This window comes from Pseudomonas sp. GW822-FHT04C11, assembly GCF_058800905.1.
In genome coordinates this window covers 67974-85505 of sequence record NZ_JBXAMS010000014.1, presented here as the reverse complement: position 1 = coordinate 85505, position 17532 = coordinate 67974, and the positions used below count along the sequence as shown (strand labels likewise).

Below are 17532 nucleotides of genomic sequence, written 5' to 3'. Positions count from 1 at the left end.
GATGTACATGCGCTATTCAGCCTTGACCCAACGAATCGCCGGTGACGGAGCCGACGCCTGGCAGATTCACTACCGAGCGCTGGAATTGCGCGAGCAGGGCGTCGATGTCCTGCTGCTGTCGGTCGGCGACCCGGATTTCGATACGCCAAAACCGATCGTCCAGGCGGCCATCGACAGCTTGCTGGCCGGTGATACACATTATTCGGAGGTGCGCGGCACGCGGTCGCTGCGCACCAGCATCGCCCGTCGTCACACCCGGCGCAGCGGGCAGGTGGTCGATGCCGATCATGTGCTGGTGCTGCCGGGCGCGCAGTGTGCGGTGTATTCGGTGGTGCAATGCCTGCTCGATCCGGGTGACGAAGTGCTGGTCGCCGAACCGATGTACGTGACCTATGAAGGCGTGTTCGGTGCCTGCGGGGCGAAGGTGGTACCCATCGCTGTGCGGCCGGAAAACGGATTTCGCGTTGACCCGACGGACATCGCTGCACGAATCACTCCCAGGACTCGCGCCATTCTGCTCAACAGTCCGAACAATCCTTCCGGGGCAAGCCTGTCGCTGCCGATCTGGCAGGCGTTGGCGCGTTTGTGCGTCAAGCATGACTTGTGGCTGATCAGCGATGAGGTCTACAGCGAACTGTTATATGAGGGTGAGCACATCAGTCCGGCCAGCCTGCCGGGGATGGCCGAACGTACGGCGACCGTGAACAGTCTGTCGAAGTCTCACGCCATGACGGGCTGGCGAGTTGGTTGGGTGATCGGTCCGAAACGCTTGACTGAACACCTGGAGAACCTTTCGCTGTGCATGCTCTTTGGCATTCCCGACTTCGTGCAGAACGCAGCGCGTGTGGCTCTGGAGGCTGATTTGCCGGAACTTGCGCTGATGCGCAACGAGTACCGTGCGCGGCGTGATCTGGTGTGCGCGCGATTGAGCGATTGCCCAGGCATTAATCCGGTCATTCCGGATGGCGGGATGTTCGTGATGGTCGATGTGCGCCAGACCGGGGTCGGTGCGCAGGCGTTCGCCGAGAAACTGCTGGAAGGCTATGCCGTGTCGGTACTCGCCGGTGAAGCGTTCGGGCCAAGTGCGGCGGGGCATATTCGCATTGGCCTGGTGCTCGACCAACAGCGGCTGGCCGAAGCCTGCCGCCGAATCGTGCGCTGTGCAACGGAACTGTTGAAAGCCCACCGGAGCTGACGCGGTACCACCTCCTAATTCGTAGGAGCAAGGCTTGCCCGCGATGGCGCCCGCAAGATCGCCATCGCCGGCAAGCCGTGCTCCTACAGGTTTTGTGTCTCCCAGACCTGGCCATTCACCAGATTCGCCGGGCGCTCACCGGCCAGTGCCGCCAGCAGGTTGTCAACCGCACAGCGGGCCATGGCTTCGCGGGTTTCGTGGGTTGCAGAACCTATGTGCGGAGTCGCCACCACGTTGTTCAACTGCAACAACGGCGAGTCGTAGGCCAGCGGTTCACGCTCGAACACATCCAGCCCCGCCGCGCGAATCTGCCCTTGGCGCAACGCTTCGATCAACGCCGTTTCATCGACCACTTTGCCTCGGGAGATATTGATAAAAATACTTTCCGGGCGCATCAGTGCAAACTGCTCGGCGCCGATCAATCCTTCGGTTTCAGCGGTCAGCGGTAATGTCAGGCAGATAAAATCGGCCTGCTGCAACAGCGCAGGAAGGCTGCGGTACTGCGCGTCGAAACGCTGTTCCACCGCAGGTTTGGCGCTGTGGCTGTGATAGATAATCGGCATCCCGAAACCGAAATGCCCACGCTGGGCCAACGCCTCGCCGATGCGGCCCATGCCGATAATGCCCAAGGTCTTGCCATGTACATCGGTGCCGAAATGCGCCGGGCCGATGTTGCGGTTCCATTGTCCGGCGCGCACCAGATTGGCCAGCTCGACCACACGCCGGGCCGTCGCCAGAATCAACGCAAAACCGGTGTCGGCGGTGGTTTCGGTCAACACGTCCGGGGTATTGCTGAGCAGGATCTGTCGGCGGTTCAGGTAGTCGATGTCGTAGTTGTCGACGCCGACCGAGACGCTGGCAATGGCCTCCAAGCGTGGCGCCAGGTCGAGCAGTTCGGCGTCCAGCTTCAGGCTGGCGCCCAGCAGACCGTGGGCCGTGGGCAGCGCTTCGCGCAAGCGTTTCAGGCCCTCGGCGTCAAGGCTGTCGATCAGCGTCACCTCGGCCTGTTCGTGCAAGCGAGCCATGAGTGGCGCAGAGAGTTTTTTGTACAGCACGACCTGCTTTTTCATCCGATCAGTCTCTTGTTCAATTCAGGAATGTGCCGCTACGGTCCGGGCCGTCGCACGCGAGGGTTGGGCCCGGTCGCTGGCGCCGGGCTTGAGGAAAATCGTCAGCACCACCGAAAGCATCAAGGCCGCGCTCATCAATAGGTAAGAGGCGCCGGGCGAGCCGGTGGAACTGTTCAAATAGCCGACCAGATACGAACCGCCGAACGAGCCGAGGGCGCCCATGCTGTTGATCAGCGCCATGGCACCGCCGGCGACGTTGGCTGGCAGGATCTCCGGGACGATGGCAAAGAATGGCCCGTAAGGGGCGTACATGCAGGCGCCAGCAATCACCAGCAGCGCGTAGGACCACCAGAAGTGTTCGGCGCCAAGGGCATAGGATGCGTAAAACGCGATGGAGGCGATCAACAACGGCGGCCAGACGAAACGTTTGCGCCGCTGAATCCGGTCCGAGCCCCAGGACACACCGAGCATCGCAATCACCGCTGCCAGATACGGCAGCGCCGACAGCCAGCCGGCTTCGATCATGTTCATCTGCGCGCCGTGTTTGAGGATCGACGGCAGCCACAGCACAAACCCGTAAACGCCGATGCTCCAGCAGAAAAACTGCAAGGCCAGGATGATCACTTTGGGGGAGCGGAACGCTTCGGCGTAGTTTTTCACCGCTTTGATCCCGACCTGTTCAGCGGCCAGGGCGCTTTGCAGGTCAAGCTTATGCTGGTTGCTCAGCCACTTGGCGTCGGCAGGCCGATCATCGGCCAGGCGCCACCAGATAAATGCCCAGAGCACCGCCGGTAACCCTTCGACGATAAACATCCAGCGCCAGCTGAAATGCTCCACCAGATAACCCGACACCACCGACATCCAGAGCATGGTCACCGGGTTGCCGAGAATCAGAAACGTATTGGCTCGCGAGCGTTCGGCGCGGGTGAACCAGTGGCACAGGTAAACCAGCATCGCCGGCATCACGGCGGCTTCGACCACCCCCAGCAGGAAACGGATGGCGATCAGCATGTAGGCGTTGGAGACGATGCCGGTCAACGTGGCGAGGCCACCCCAGAGGATCAGGCTGACGAAGATCAGTTTCTTCACGCTGTGCTTTTGCGCGTAGATCGCCCCCGGCACCTGGAAGAAAAAGTACCCGAGAAAGAACAGCGCACCGAGCAGCGAGGACAGCCCCGGTGTGATCATCAGGTCGGCGGCCATCCCGGAGGCGGCGGCAAAACCGTAGTTGGCGCGGTCCAGATACGCCAGGCTGTAGGTGATAAACACCATCGGCATGATGTACCACCAGCGGCGGGTGGCGAGGTTCAGCGTTTGCATGGTAGTGCTCCTGAGCTTGTTGTTTTTGTCGCAACAGGTAACGGTTCAAAACATCAGTAACGATTGATCTCGTTCCCATGCTCTGCGTGGGAACGATGGGTGAGTCCATGGGGCAATTCACTGCGCTTGGGCAAGCCCTCCATATCCCCCCGGCTCTGCACCGCGCGGCTGCCAATCCAGTTGGCGCGCTGTACGGCGTCCGGGATACTGAGGTTCTCCAGCAGGGCGCTGATCATCCCGACCGCAAAACCATCGCCGGCACCCACCGTGTCCACCACGGTGGTCACGGGCACACCGGGTACAAAACCCTGATCGTGTTGGGTGCGGTAATAGGCGCCGTCAGGGCCGAGTTTGATCACCACCGCCTCGGCGCCCTGATCCAGATAAAACGCCGCAATGTCGGCCGGGTCCTCGAAACCGCTGAGCAAGCGTCCCTCGCTCAAGCCCGGCAGCACCCAATGGGCCAAGGCGGCGAGGCGATTGATTTCGCCGATCATCTGCTGTTCGCTGCCCCACAGCGTCGGGCGCAGGTTGGGGTCGAACGAGACGCTGCGCCCGGCCTGACGCATGCGCGTCATCAATTCGAAAGACATCTGCCGCGCCGACTCGGACAGCGCCGGCACAATGCCGGTAGCGTGCAGATGTCGGGCTTCAAGCTGTTCAGGCACGATCGACTGCACGGACAGAAGACTGGCCGCCGAACCCCGGCGGAAGTATTCGACGTGAGGGTCGCTGCCATCGTCGGCACGCGACTTGAGCTGGAAACCGGTTGGGTGTGCGTGATCGGTCTCGACGAAACGACAATCCAGACCTTCCTGTTCCAGGGTGTCGACCACAAACCGGCCCAGCGAATCCGCACCGACCCGGCTCAGCCAGGACACCTTGAACCCCAGTCGCGACAGACCAATCGCGACATTACTGTCGGCACCGGCGATGCGCTTGTGGAACTGCGTAACGTCGGCCAGATCACCGCTCTGTTCGGCGACAAACATCGCCATGGTTTCGCCAAACGACAGAATATCGATCTCAGACATGAGCACTCTCCAGCCGTACTTGACCCAGGCGGGCGAGGGTGGCGACATGCTCGGCGGTCAACTGCACCAGGTCGGCACCTTGCAACGGATACTCCACCGCCCGCATCACCCCTTGGGGCATGTGTTGCAGGTGTTGTGCCCATTCGTGCAAATCATCAAGCGAGGGCGGTATGGCGACCAGCTTGCCGTCGGCACGACGACGGACCGCTTTGCAGTGCACATAGCCGACATGCCGGCCCAGCAGGCATGCGGCGCTGGCGGCGGATTGGTCCTGCCATTGCCAGTTGCCGATATCGAAGGTCATCTGCACCGGCAGCGCATGCGCTTCAATCGCCATAAAAAACCGTTGGAACGGCTCGATGCGTCCACCCTGCAAGGTCTGGTCATTCTCCACCAGCAACTGCACCGGGCTTTGGGACAAGCAGCGGGCCAGCGCCGACAGAGAGTGAGTGTCGGTGAATTCACCCAGCGAGACTTTCAGCCACTTGGCGCCAAACGCCCGGGCTCGCCTTAAGGTGTCGGGCAATTCTGGATGGGGCTGCTCCTGCCCGGTCAGCCACAGTTCCAGCGGTGAGGAAAACACGCAACCCAAGCCGCTGTGTTCGATGGCCGCAGCCACTTCTGTCGGCACTTCATTGGTGAGCAGTTCTTCACGCAGCTCAATGCGATCAGCGCCGGCAGCGGCCAGCAACTCGACAAAACTCAACTGCCCACGCTGGCGAACCAGTTCGGCGCCGTAGCTGGAAAGGCTGATGGAAACGGGTGGTTTATTCATTGTTTTGCACCTCTGAAACCGGTTTCATTTTTGTTCAAATTTTTTTGCTGCCATTCACAACCTGTGGCGAGGGAGCTTGCTCCCGCTCGGCTGCGGAGCAGCCGTAAACCAGCACATGGGTTATGCCTGATACAACGCAGTCAGCCGTTTAGGGCCGCTTCGCAACCCAGCGGGAGCAAGCTCCCTCGCCACAAAGTTTCAGCGCGGCCGTGTCGACCCACGCTCAATCAGCCGCGCCGCAAAATCCAGGGTCCGCGCCGGCCCGGCATCGCCGCGCAAGCGCTTGAGCAAACACTCGAACGCGCTCGCGCCAATCTCTGCGGTTGGCTGGGCGAGGGCAGTAATACCGCTGCCCACCAGCGGGTACCAGTCGAGGTCATCGAGGGCGATCAAGCCGATGTCTTCAAACAGCCTGCAACCCAACTCGCGCAAGGCGCGGGTGCCGGCCAACGCGGCAATACCGTTGGCGCAAAACAGCGCTTTTGGACCGGGACCGGGTGTAGCCAGGAAGGATTTCAGCTGTGCGTTCAGCTCACTGCCGGTCTCAACCACCGCACCGCTCAGCAGCGTGCGTCGCTCGATCTGCGCCTTGAAGCTGTTCACCCGCTCAATCCGTGAGCTGGTGCCGTCGAAGGGTTCGCTGACCAACACAATGTCGCGATAGCCGCGTGCTTCAAGATGATCCAGCGCCATCTCGACCGCTGCCGGGTTGTTCAGCCCGACCAGGTCGCTGTCCAGCAGATCGACCTTGCGATCCACCAGCACCATCGGCAGTTCACGGTGCAGCTCGCGCAGCTCATCAAGGTGATGGCCGAGGGTGTTCACGATCAAGCCTTCGATGTTGTACGAGCGCAGTGCCGCCAGATGCTGGCGTTCCTGCTCATCGTCGCGGTCGGTGTTGCACACCACCAGGCTGTAGCCGTGCTGACGGCAGGCGGTTTCCACGCCATGCATCACGGCAATCGAATAGGGGTTACGGATATCGGCCACCAGCATGCCGATCAGACGGGTTCGCCCGCGTTTCAAACCGCGAGCCATCTGGTTCGGACGATAGCCCAGTTCGCTGATCGCTTGCTCGATGCGCTTGGCAGTGGCTTCGGACAGCAAGGCGCGGTCTTCGCCAATAAAACGCGACACGCTGGCCTTGGAGACCCTGGCGTGCTCGGCAACATCGAGCATGGTGACGCGACCGCGCTGGGCGGCGGAAAAAGTAGTCACGGTGTGAAGCCTTGTTGTTTGAGTTGTGGTGGCGGCTGCTGAAACCGGTTTCAGAAAACACCAAGCGCGGGTGAACGTCAAGTTCATCGGCGAAGGAAGTTGTAGGAAAAGTCGGATTTAACCGACAGGCGGTCTTCAGACCTGTCAGATCTGACAGTAGCCGGTGTTGGGGATAGGGCGTTTAATTTCTTGCAGGCATAACAGGTCACCGCCTGTTATTGAAGAACGGTCCCCAACAACGCCTGTTCGGACGTGCATCAATTCAACTGTGATGGAGAACGTGAAATGACTGCTAACGAAAAACTGACACCGACGCTGACTAACAAAGAAATTGCTAAGAAAACGCTTATTAAACACCGTTCTTTCAATTTGCCAGAAGCGGCCGAGCAGCATCCGGCTCCAGAGATTGAGGGGATTCACCCAAGCGGACTGCTACCTAAATCTATTCTGGATAAGGCAGAAATACCGGTTATTATAAGAAAGCTGAGTAATGATCATGAATACAAAAAAGGTGACACGTTAAAGTTGCAGGTGATAGATCCGAGGAAGGGTGATTCAGGACCGGTTTATGAGGGTGGGGCAGAGGATTTACCTGATAGTTTAGAAGGATTCCCTCTAACAGTTTTCTTTCCGAGTAGTCACCTGGTTGATGATGATAAAGTTAACCCAGAAACTAGCTATCAGGTGCGGTTTATCGTCACTGATTCCGGAACCGGTAATGATCTTCCCTCACTAAAACTACCTGTTCTCGCCGATCGTTACGCGCCTTATCAAAGCAAGCATGATGCTAGTTTCCTTCGGCCTGATGTGCCGGAGGTCCTAAATGCTTCGTCTGGAATTGATGAGCAGTGGCTGATAGATAATAAATTCCTGCAACTGAAATTTGCCTTGGGGTATCAATTCCGGTTGCTTGATGATGTTTTTAAAGTTTCTATCTCCACCACTCAGTCAGGGGCAGATGGTCCACTGTTGAATGTGGTTTATTTCGGGGCGCTGGGTGTCGATGGTCTTCTGGATGTTTCGGTTGAAAAATTTGCATCTGAAGTGGCAAACGATGGAGATATTTATGTGTGCTGCACTGTTACGGACGCGACAGGTAACGTCAGTAAGGTTTCATACAATGCCGCCATTAGGGTGGCGTTGCGCCCTGAGCCCGAGTTTAATAAGCCTAGAATTCCGATCGTGGGTGAAGGGGGTGTGCTTAATTATGAAACATTTAAATCAACTATTTATGCCTATGTAGATCGTGGTAAGAACTGGTTCCACACAGACAAAATTCTGCTCCAGATACAGAGCACTATTGCTGGTGCCACTCCTATCGATGTGGCGCAGATCGAGGTGGGTATTGGAACTGGTCCACTTCGGTTCCCACTTCGCTATCAGGACATCAAATTACTGTTCATCGATCGTGAGACACCAACCCCCACAAAATCGCTTTATCTGCTGAAACGAGGGACCGAGACACCGCGCCCCTCACCTGCAACACAATTTACTACTGATCTCACGGAAGCCGGCCCGATTAACCCCAATCTGCCGAGCGAGACCAATCCAAATATGGTGAAAGTTGGGGTTACAGGGGACTCAGGAACGCTGAATCATATTACGGGCCTGGACCGTGGAAAACCGGTCACTATCCAGACGCCAATGAAAAATTTGGATGACACCTGGGTGATTCTAGGCAATGAGATTGCTCGACTCTGGTACCACGGAGTGAAGGTCTTCGAATTGGCATTGACCGGTTCTGAGGCAGAACTGACTCATGATATACCTGTGGCCATTATTGAACAGGTAGGCACAGGGAGAAAAGATGCCTGGTGGGATATTATAGGGAACGATAGTTCCAATACCTGGGTCTCGCCAAAAACTGTAGTTACCGTAGATCCGAAGACAGTCGAGTTTGTGGAGCCATGGGTACAGGACTTTCCAGTTGGTGGAATTGACGTCATTAACTGCAAAAGTCTTGAGCTCCCAGATCGTCATCTGAAAGTGGTCGTCCCTGTTGTTGCCGCCTATATGCCGAAGGACTCCGTTGTCATAGTGTGTTCAGTGGGGGCGTCCGATAAGTTTGGGTTCGATGTCATCGGTGGTACCGAGTTCTCAGAGTCTCATACTATAAGTGACAGTGATTTGGCGGCGGGCGAATTTTCGGTAAACATCAAGCCCTATTTGACCAAGATAAGACCCATGCAGCCGACGAATGACTCTGGAATGCCAAATGGTTCTATAAAACTCTGGTACGTCGTGCAGGTTGATAGTCTGCCAGTTTCGTCAAAAGAGCGCCTGCGCGAAGTAAGGTTGTTGTCCAGTGGTGTGTATTGCGAAGATGCGCCAACACGTTAATCAATAATGATCGAGTCAGCAGAGAGAGGCCAACACCGCTCTCTGCTTTTCATGCTCCGACCCACCAGAGGGAAAAGTCTGATTAGGCTGATGAAAAGTCCTACATACGCGAATCGTTTACGCACGTAGTCTCCCGCGCATTCCGGGAGGAGAGCTCCCGTATCGGATTACTGGATCTTTCCTTTAAGGACGGATAATTACCTGGATACCTCACTATGTCGTTAACGCAACTATTTAACCTGAACCCGGTTGTCATCGGGCTCAATATGTCATCACTGGCCCTAATGTCGATGATCGCCCCCTATGCCAGCGCCCAACAGCTGGATGGCGTCGAACTGACAATCGGCCCGCCGGGGATCACCCAGGACTGGCAGCTTTACAAAGATGCCGTTTTAACAGTCAACGGTATGTCGACGTTTGATATTCGAGCTATACAGTCGACGCTCAATGTCAATTCCGGCACGACGCAACAGATTTCAGCCAGCCGGGGCTCGGTGGTCAATCTGGTCAATACCACCGTCAACGCGGCTGGCGGCAATAACGGTGTCGAACTGATCAACAGTGTCGCGACGATTACCGACAGCACCATCAACAGTAGCCGCTTGGGTATGCGCATCGCTCGCGATGCGACCACGGATACTGGCTCTACCGCGACAGTGACCGGCAGTACGATCACTGGCGCGACGGGGGGGGCGTGGGTCACCAGCCTTAGCACCCTGGCGCTTTCGAACTCCACGCTCGAAGGTACCGGCGCCACCAGTTATGGGCTTCGGCTGACCAATGGCAGCGTGACTGCCAGCAACGGCAGCCGCATCATTGGCGGTCAGAATGGCGTGAGCTTCACGCTGGATACCACGGTTGATCAACCCGGCACACTGGTGCTGGACAACTCGAGTGCGGAAAGTCGAACGGGTTCGGCGATCCTTGTCGATTACGCCGGTAAGGACAGTGCCCCGACGCAGATCGATATTCTCAACGGTTCCACTCTCAAGGGCGGTAACGGCATCATTCTGGACGTGACGGGCAAGGCGTTGGTCAATATGAACGTCGGTAACAGCGCACTGAACGGCAATGTTCAAGTGGCCGGCAACAGCACCGCGAACCTGAATTTCAAGCAAGGCTCGCTGACCGGTGACGTGATCGCCGAGTCGGGTAGTACGGCGAATGTTCAGCTGCAGCAAGGTTCTCTATTGACCGGGCGCCTGGAGAACGTGGCCACGGTCGGCATCGATCGTCAATCCGAATGGACCATGACCGGCAACAGCCAGGTCGGTGACCTGCACACAGAGGGCACTGTCAGGTTTGGTGCCGATCATGGCAATGACTACAAACAACTGGATGTAACCAACCTGTCGGGCGACGGCCTGTTTCTCATGCGCACCCACTTCACCACGGGTGAGACTGATTTGTTGAACGTCACCGGCACCGCTACCGGCGATCATCGACTGCTGATCACCAGCAGCGGTGTCGATCCGGCTAGTGGCGAGCCGATCACTGTGGTGCACACACAAGGTGGCGATGCTCAGTTCAAGTTGGCCAATGCCGATGGTACGGTCGATCTGGGGACGTATTCCTATGGGCTGACTCAGGATACAACCGGTAAAAACTGGTTCCTCGACCCGAGCAAGCTCACCGTCAGCCCCTCCACTCAGGTCGTCAGTGCCTTGTTTGGTGCACCGCTCACCGTGTTATACGGCGAAGACGCCTCGCTACGCACGCGCATGGGTGAAGTGCGCTTCAACCCCGGCAAGTCGGGGGCCTGGAGCCGCGCTTTTGGCAGCAAGTACAACGTCAATGGGGACTACGGCAATAGCTTTCAGCAAACGCAGAAGGGTTTTGCGTTGGGTGTCGATACACCGTTGGGCGACAGTCGGTGGATGCTGGGGGTGATGGCTGGTTATAGCCAATCGGACCTTGCTCTGAACCATGGCAGTTCGGCCACCGTCGACAGCTACTTCCTGGGCAGCTACCTGACCTGGTTGGGTGAGCAGGGGTATTACGTCGATAGCACTCTCAAGCTCAATCGCTTGGAGAGCAAGGCTGATGTTGCGATGAGTGATGGGGAAGAGTCCAAGGGGGATTACGGTAACACCGCCGTGAGTGCGTCTGTGGAGGCGGGTCGGAAAATCGAACTCCGCAACGGATATTTCATCGAGCCCTCCACTCGGTGGTCGACCGCCTACATTCAGGGCAAGAATTATGGTCTGGATAACGGCATGGAGGTCGAGGACGACGGGACCTATTCATTGCTGGGCAAGGTTGGGGTAACGGCGGGTCGTGACTTGCAGATGAAGAACGGCAGCACACTGCAGCCTTATGTCCGTGCGGCGCTGGCGCATGAGTTTTCCGCAAGCAATGAGTTCAAGGTCAACGACACTCGGTTTAAACATAAACTCTCCGGGTCGCGCCTGGAAGTGGCGACGGGGGTTGCCATGAAGCTGACCGACCGCTGGAGTGTAAACGCCGAGGTCGAGTACATGAACGGCAAGAACATCGAAATGCCGACCCGCGGGACGCTGGGCGTGCAGCTCAAGTTTTAAGGGGCGATGAAATTTTGGAAAGCCGCGTTTCGACAGAAGTGCGGCTTTTTTATGGTTTTTTTTTGCAGTCGCAAACCCTGGTGAAACCGCAAACCGACCGGTGGTCGAAATACCTGTCAGATCTGACAGTAGCCGGTCTTGGTGATCGGGTGTTTAATTTCTTGTAAGGGCTAACGGGATATTTACTGTTAGTGAAGAGCGATTACCAGAAAGGCCTGTTCGGACGGGCATCAATTCAATTGTGATGGAGAACATGAAATGACTGCTAAGGAAACGGAAACACCGAATCCTAACCTCCCACTCCCAAATAAAGCGGGGGTGCACCCGGCGCCAGTGATTAAGGGCTTGATCGAGAATGGACTGTTAACTAAAGCACTTCTGGCTCAGCCGGTAGTAGTGGTTGAGCTGGTGGGGCTGAACGAATATAGTCAGGGTAATACTGCTGAACTGCACTTGATTGATTCGAAAAAACCATTTCCATCTATTGTTTATATAGGGCCTCGAAAGTCTTTGCCAGGGACTGCAGCAGAGTACCCTCAATATTTTGATCTGCCGAGTGCTGAACTGCTTGATGATGATGTGATGAATGACTCAACTTACTATCAAGTGAGATTGATCGTCACTGAAGGCAGTACGGGTAATGATAATCCTACAGAAAAACTCGCCATTCGAGTCGATCGCCATGCTCCTTACCAAAGTAAATATAACGGTGGCTACAATCGGCCCATGAAGCTTGTCTTTCTAAATGTGCCAGTTGATCAAGTCATTGATAAACAGTGGTTGGGGGAACATTCATACTTAAAGCTTAAAGTAGACACCGGCTATCCCTTTCATCAGCAGAGTGACTTTATCAGAGTTTCTATTTTTGACACCGTGCCGGACGCTGATTCTCCGCTCCCCAATGAAGTGTATTTCGGATATTTGGATGAAGGTGGACAAGTCAACATCCCTGTCGAAAGTTTTCAAGAGTACTTGGGTGTAGATCGTACTCTTTATGTGGCTTACTCTATTACCGACAGTGCAGGTAATGCCAGCAAGGTGTCGGTGCACGCTTACCTGGATGTGAAACTTCGCGCTGAGCCAGTGCTGGAAGCGCCCACATTGCCGGTGCTGGGATCCGATGGAGTGCTTGATTTAGCAAAGGTTCAGCCAACACCGAAGTGTTACGTCCCTCTTCCCGACCACTCACTTCCAACGGATCGGATTCTGTTATTCCTTGATAATATTAAAGTGGCGGAGCAGGTAGTGGGCGAGGGGCCAGGCCCCTTGGAGTTCTGGCTCAGCTACTTGATCATCAGCCAATTGCCTATTTATCCTGACGCACTGTATCAGGCATCGCTGTCCTATCAGCTTATGCGGGGCAATGAACCGCCGCGTCAGTCTCCCCTGCTAAAATTTGTTATTGACTTTATAATGGCCGGCCCGAAAAGCAAAAATCTTCCGGACTTGACAAATTCGGAGATGGTGAACGTCGAACTTCGGGGGCAATCCGGGACGCTGAATCATTTAACGAGCAAGGACCATGGCAAACCGGTCACTATCCGGACACCGATGAAAAAACCTCATGACCCTTGGCAGATTCGAGGCGATGAGACTGTTGGACTTTGGTTCGCTGGAAAACTGATCTACACGTTGCCTTTGACCGGTGTCGAGATAGAACTTGTATTCGAGATGCCTTGGTCCGTTATTGATCAGGCAGGTCCTGGCAGCCACAATGCCTTTTGGACTATTTATACGGATGGAAGCAAGAATGTGTTCCGCTCGGAAAGAACGGTGGTGATCGTTGATGCCACAGCCGAATTCACGCCTCCATCGGCACCATAGACATTTGCTGTACACGGCAGATTAATGGTCCGCCCGTTCAGTCAAAGGTGTTCATTCGTGAAGTTGGGTTGTTGAACAGTGGCTTGTGGTACTCGGGGACGCCAATACATCTAATTGATGTTGGTCAAGGCACAGAGAAAGGTTCACACCTTTCTCTGTTTTTCCATACGCTGATTTTGCGGGGGGAGGGAAGTCTGCTTGGGCTGATAAAAGCTCTGTCATTTGTCGCACCCATTGCGTCCAATAGTGCCGCGCACAGTTATTCGTCAACTGAACAACCCGGCAGCAATATTGATCGAAAACCCCAGGATGGCGGTATTGAACAGAAAACCGATCAGTGATTGGGCCAGCACGATCTTGCGCAAACTGCGTGTGGCCACCCCGACATCGGCGGTTTGTACTGCCACGCCGATGGTGAACGAGAAATACAGGAAGTCCCAATAGTTGGGGTTTTTCAAGCCTTCGGCAAAGCGCAGCGCCGGCTCCTTGCCGTCCCAGGTGTAGAACAGCCGGGCGTAGTGCACGCTGAAGATCACCCCGACCAACAACCATGAACCGATTACCGTCATCCCGGTGAAGCCGTAATGCAATAGCCGTCGGCTGGTCTCCAGATCCTTGCTGCCAACCAGTTCCAGGGTGATGGTGGCGAGGCTGGCAATCGCCGCGATACAGACGATGAGCAGTACCATGCCGGCGTTTTCATCTTCGACTTCGGCGATGCGTTTGACGTCATCGGCCCGCGCGCGGATGGTGAGCCAGAGCATCAGTACCAGATAGGTCCAGACTCCGGCATTCCAGCCAATAAGGATTTTGCTGATGATCGAACTGGCCGGAGCCAGGAGGCTGACCGTCACCCCCAGCAGGGCGGCGGCGGTCAGGCGAGGGTGGGTGCGCAGGAGGTGTGGCATGGTCACTCGATAGGGCGGGTTTTAACCACCATAGCGTAGCGCGGTCCCTTGTGGCGAGGGAGCTTGCTCCCGCTCGGCCGCGCAGCGGTCGTAAACCAGTCTATGAGTTTTATCTGACGGATAGCGGCTGCTGATATTGGGACCGCTTCGCGGTCCAGCGGGAGCAAGCTCCCTCGCCACAAGGTTGTGTCTGGTTCAGGGTTTAGCTTGGCGTTTCCTGACCAGTTTCATCACCACTACAAAAAACACCGGCACAAACACCACCGCCATGGTCGCGGTGATCATCCCGCCGATCACGCCAGTGCCGATCGCCTGCTGACTCGCCGAGCTTGCGCCGGTGGCAATCGCCAGCGGCACCACGCCAAGGATGAATGCCAGCGAGGTCATGATGATCGGTCGCAGGCGCAAGCGTGCGGCTTGCACCGTGGCGTCGATCAGGTCATGGCCTTCGTCGTACAGGCTCTTGGCGAACTCGATGATCAGGATCGCGTTTTTCGCTGACAGCCCGATGATGGTGATCAGCCCGACCTTGAAGAACACGTCGTTGGGCATTCCGCGCAAGGTCACCGCCAGCACCGCGCCGAGCACACCCAGCGGCACCACCAGCAGCACCGAAGTCGGAATCGACCAGCTCTCGTACAGCGCCGCCAGGCACAGGAACACGATCAGCAACGACAAGCCAAGCAGCATCGGTGCCTGGCTGCCGGACAGGCGCTCTTGCAACGACAACCCGGTCCATTCCTGACCCAGCCCTGCCGGGCCTTGGGCGACCAGACGCTCGATTTCCGCCATCGCTTCGCCGGTGCTGTGACCGGGCGCCGGCTCACCGGAAATGCTGATCGCCGGGTAACCGTTGTAGCGCGTCAGCTGCGCCGGGCCCTGGGTCCATGTGGCCTGGACGAACGCCGACAGTGGGACCATTTTATCGGCATTGTTGCGCACGTGGATCTTCAGCAAGTCGTCAACCTGACTGCGTTGATCGCCTTCAGCCTGAACCACCACCCGCTGCATCCGCCCCTGGTTGGGGAAATCGTTGATGTAGGCCGAACCGACAGCGGTGGACAGCACGTTACCGATATCGGCGAAGGAAACGCCCAAGGCATTGGCCTGTTTGCGGTCGACCTCAAGTTGCACTTGCGGTGCTTCCGCCAAGGCACTTTCGCGCACGTTCATCAGGATCGGGCTTTTCTCGGCAGCCGCCAGCAAGGCACTGCGCGCTTGCATCAGCGCCGCATGACCCAGGCCACCGCGGTCTTGCAGGCGGAACTCGAAACCGCTCGACGTACCGAGGCCGTCAACTGGAGGTGGCAGTATCGAGAAGGCCACGGCGTCCTTGATCTGACTCAAGGCACCGTTGGCGCGATTGGCAATCGAGGCCGCCGAGTCATCGCTGCCGCGTTCAGACCAATCCTTGAGCGTGGTAAACGCCAGGGCTGCGTTCTGACCGCTGCCGGAGAAGCTGAAGCCGAGAATCACTGTGCTGTCGCCGACACCGGGTTCAGTGGCGTTGTGCGCTTCGATCTGCTCGACCACCTGCACCGTACGGTTCTTGCTGGCACCCGGTGGCAGTTGAATGTCGGTGATGGTGTAGCCCTGGTCTTCGACCGGCAGGAAGGACGAGGGCAGGCGACTGAAGCAAAACACCAAACCAATCAACAACACGCCATAGACCAGCAGATAACGACCACTGCGTTTCAGGGCGTAGACCACCCAGCGCTGATAGCCCTCGGTCATCTGCTCGAAGCGCTGGTTGAACCAGCCGAAGAAACCGCCCTTGGCGTGATGCTCACCTTTGGCGATCGGTTTCAGCAGCGTGGCGCAGAGTGCCGGGGTGAGTGTCAGGGCGAGGAACGCCGAGAACAGAATCGATGTGGCCATCGACAGCGAGAACTGCTGGTAGATCACCCCGACCGAGCCCGGCATGAACGCCATCGGGATAAACACCGCCACCAGCACCAGCGTAATACCGATGATCGCCCCGGTGATCTGGCTCATGGCTTTGCGCGTTGCTTCTTTGGGCGACAGGCCTTCGTTGACCATGATCCGCTCGACGTTCTCGACCACGACGATAGCGTCGTCGACCAGAATGCCGATCGCCAGGACCATGCCGAACATGGTCAGTACGTTGATCGAGAAACCCAGCGCCATCATGGTCGCAAAAGTGCCCATCAATGCCACGGGCACCACCAACGTCGGGATCAGCGTATAGCGGATGTTCTGCAGGAACAGGAACATCACCGCGAACACCAGCAGCATCGCCTCGCCGAGGGTGTAAACCACTTTGGTGATCGAGACTTTGACGAACGGCGAGGTGTCGTACGGAATCTTGTATTCCACACCGGCCGGGAAGTAGCGCGCCAGCTCGTCCATCTTCTCGCGCACCAGCGTTGCGGTGCTCAAGGCATTGGCACCGGGCGACAGTTGCACGCTGACCGCTGTCGACGGCTTGCCGTTGAGGCGGGTGGAGAACTGGTATTCCTGGCTGCCGATTTCGACCCGCGCCACGTCACCCACGCGCACCGTGGAACCGTCGGGGTTGGCCCGCAGCACAATGTCGGCGAACTCTTCGGGGGTCGACAGTTGACCTTTCACCAGCACCGTCGCGGTGATTTCCTGGGTGGTACGGGTCGGCAAATCGCCGATGCTGCCGGCCGAGACCTGGGCGTTCTGCGCGACGATCGCCGCGTTGACGTCGGCCGGGGTCAGGTTGAAACCGATCAGTTTCTGCGGGTCGATCCAGATTCGCATGGCCCGTTCGGCGCCATACAGCTGAGCCTTGCCGACGCCGTCCAGACGCTTGATCTCGTTCATCACGTTGCGCGCCAGATAGTCGCTGAGCGCCACGTCATTGAGCTTGCCGTCGCTGGAGGTGAGGGTGATCAACAGCAGGAAGCCGGCCGAGACTTTCTCGACCTGCAAACCTTGTTGGGTCACCGCTTGCGGCAGGCGCGACTCGATCACCTTGAGGCGGTTTTGCACATCGACCTGAGCCATTTCCGGATCGGTACCGGGCTGGAAGGTGGCGGTGATGGTCGCGGTGCCAAGGCTGCTCTGGGATTCGAAATACAGCAGGTGATCGGCGCCGTTGAGCTCGCCCTCGATCAGGCTGACCACGCTTTCGTCGATGGTTTGCGCCGAGGCGCCCGGGTACACCGCATAGATCTCGACCTTCGGCGGTGCAACGTTGGGGTACTGCGCGACAGGCAGCTGCGGGATAGCCAGCGCACCGGCCAACAGGATAAACAGTGCGACCACCCAGGCGAACACCGGGCGGTCGATAAAGAATTGCGGCATAAAGTCTGCGTCCT

11 protein-coding genes are annotated in these 17532 nt (G+C 57.3%); 4 read left to right on the top strand and 7 right to left on the bottom strand.

All coding sequences use genetic code 11. The features are described 5' to 3' along the window. Nucleotides 1-7: 7 nt before the first annotated feature. Complete coding sequence (locus tag AC1RJ3_RS21275; protein ID WP_493080349.1) at nucleotides 8-1195, top strand: pyridoxal phosphate-dependent aminotransferase; 1188 nt, start codon at nucleotides 8-10, stop codon at nucleotides 1193-1195. Nucleotides 1196-1278: 83 nt separating this feature from the next. Here the strand turns inward: AC1RJ3_RS21275 and AC1RJ3_RS21270 are convergent, their stop codons facing one another. From AC1RJ3_RS21270 to AC1RJ3_RS21250, 5 genes are all read right to left on the bottom strand, one after another. Further along, nucleotides 1279-2265 carry an NAD(P)-dependent oxidoreductase gene (locus AC1RJ3_RS21270; RefSeq protein WP_493080347.1) on the bottom strand — a complete coding sequence of 329 codons (987 nt, stop codon included), beginning with the start codon at nucleotides 2263-2265 and terminating at the stop codon, nucleotides 1279-1281. Between the two features lie 21 nt (nucleotides 2266-2286). After that, nucleotides 2287-3585 (bottom strand): MFS transporter, encoded by a 1299-nt coding sequence (locus tag AC1RJ3_RS21265; protein ID WP_493080345.1) that lies wholly within the window; start codon nucleotides 3583-3585, stop codon nucleotides 2287-2289. Between the two features lie 53 nt (nucleotides 3586-3638). Next, nucleotides 3639-4619 (bottom strand): sugar kinase, encoded by a 981-nt coding sequence (locus AC1RJ3_RS21260; protein WP_493080343.1) that lies wholly within the window; start codon nucleotides 4617-4619, stop codon nucleotides 3639-3641. Then, entirely contained in the window at nucleotides 4612-5394 is a 783-nt protein-coding gene (locus tag AC1RJ3_RS21255; protein ID WP_493080341.1) for a sugar phosphate isomerase/epimerase family protein, read from the bottom strand. The genes AC1RJ3_RS21260 and AC1RJ3_RS21255 overlap by 8 nt, the downstream gene beginning before the upstream one ends. 198 nt (nucleotides 5395-5592) lie before the next feature. Next, complete coding sequence (locus AC1RJ3_RS21250) at nucleotides 5593-6612, bottom strand: LacI family DNA-binding transcriptional regulator (RefSeq protein WP_493080339.1); 1020 nt, start codon at nucleotides 6610-6612, stop codon at nucleotides 5593-5595. A 285-nt stretch (nucleotides 6613-6897) separates the two neighbouring features. On the opposite strand from AC1RJ3_RS21250, the gene AC1RJ3_RS21245 reads away from it, so the two are divergent. From AC1RJ3_RS21245 to AC1RJ3_RS21235, 3 genes are all read left to right on the top strand, one after another. Next, nucleotides 6898-8952, top strand: a complete 2055-nt coding sequence (locus AC1RJ3_RS21245; RefSeq protein ID WP_493080337.1) for a hypothetical protein — start codon at nucleotides 6898-6900, stop codon at nucleotides 8950-8952. Between the two features lie 215 nt (nucleotides 8953-9167). Next, complete coding sequence (locus AC1RJ3_RS21240; RefSeq protein ID WP_347927005.1) at nucleotides 9168-11492, top strand: autotransporter outer membrane beta-barrel domain-containing protein; 2325 nt, start codon at nucleotides 9168-9170, stop codon at nucleotides 11490-11492. Nucleotides 11493-11750: 258 nt separating this feature from the next. Beyond that, complete coding sequence (locus tag AC1RJ3_RS21235) at nucleotides 11751-13316, top strand: hypothetical protein (RefSeq protein ID WP_347927004.1); 1566 nt, start codon at nucleotides 11751-11753, stop codon at nucleotides 13314-13316. A 266-nt stretch (nucleotides 13317-13582) separates the two neighbouring features. Here AC1RJ3_RS21235 and AC1RJ3_RS21230 read toward each other — a convergent pair whose 3' ends face one another. Both AC1RJ3_RS21230 and AC1RJ3_RS21225 read right to left on the bottom strand, forming a co-directional pair. Then, nucleotides 13583-14224, bottom strand: coding sequence for a DUF1345 domain-containing protein (locus AC1RJ3_RS21230; RefSeq protein ID WP_054597701.1), 642 nt, complete (start codon nucleotides 14222-14224; stop codon nucleotides 13583-13585). A 195-nt stretch (nucleotides 14225-14419) separates the two neighbouring features. Then, nucleotides 14420-17518, bottom strand: coding sequence for a multidrug efflux RND transporter permease subunit (locus tag AC1RJ3_RS21225; RefSeq protein ID WP_493080334.1), 3099 nt, complete (start codon nucleotides 17516-17518; stop codon nucleotides 14420-14422). Nucleotides 17519-17532: the final 14 nt, after the last annotated feature.

Bases quoted from the DNA above. Each gene is read 5' to 3' on its own strand.
- AC1RJ3_RS21245 (WP_493080337.1), top strand. From the start codon at position 6,898: ATGACTGCTAACGAAAAACTGACACCGACGCTGACTAACAAAGAAATT.
- AC1RJ3_RS21255 (WP_493080341.1), bottom strand. From the start codon at position 5,394: ATGAATAAACCACCCGTTTCCATCAGCCTTTCCAGCTACGGCGCCGAA.
- AC1RJ3_RS21265 (WP_493080345.1), bottom strand. From the start codon at position 3,585: ATGCAAACGCTGAACCTCGCCACCCGCCGCTGGTGGTACATCATGCCG.
- AC1RJ3_RS21225 (WP_493080334.1), bottom strand. From the start codon at position 17,518: ATGCCGCAATTCTTTATCGACCGCCCGGTGTTCGCCTGGGTGGTCGCA.
- AC1RJ3_RS21275 (WP_493080349.1), top strand. From the start codon at position 8: ATGCGCTATTCAGCCTTGACCCAACGAATCGCCGGTGACGGAGCCGAC.
- AC1RJ3_RS21270 (WP_493080347.1), bottom strand. From the start codon at position 2,265: ATGAAAAAGCAGGTCGTGCTGTACAAAAAACTCTCTGCGCCACTCATG.
- AC1RJ3_RS21230 (WP_054597701.1), bottom strand. From the start codon at position 14,224: ATGCCACACCTCCTGCGCACCCACCCTCGCCTGACCGCCGCCGCCCTG.
- AC1RJ3_RS21235 (WP_347927004.1), top strand. From the start codon at position 11,751: ATGACTGCTAAGGAAACGGAAACACCGAATCCTAACCTCCCACTCCCA.
- AC1RJ3_RS21260 (WP_493080343.1), bottom strand. From the start codon at position 4,619: ATGTCTGAGATCGATATTCTGTCGTTTGGCGAAACCATGGCGATGTTT.
- AC1RJ3_RS21240 (WP_347927005.1), top strand. From the start codon at position 9,168: ATGTCGTTAACGCAACTATTTAACCTGAACCCGGTTGTCATCGGGCTC.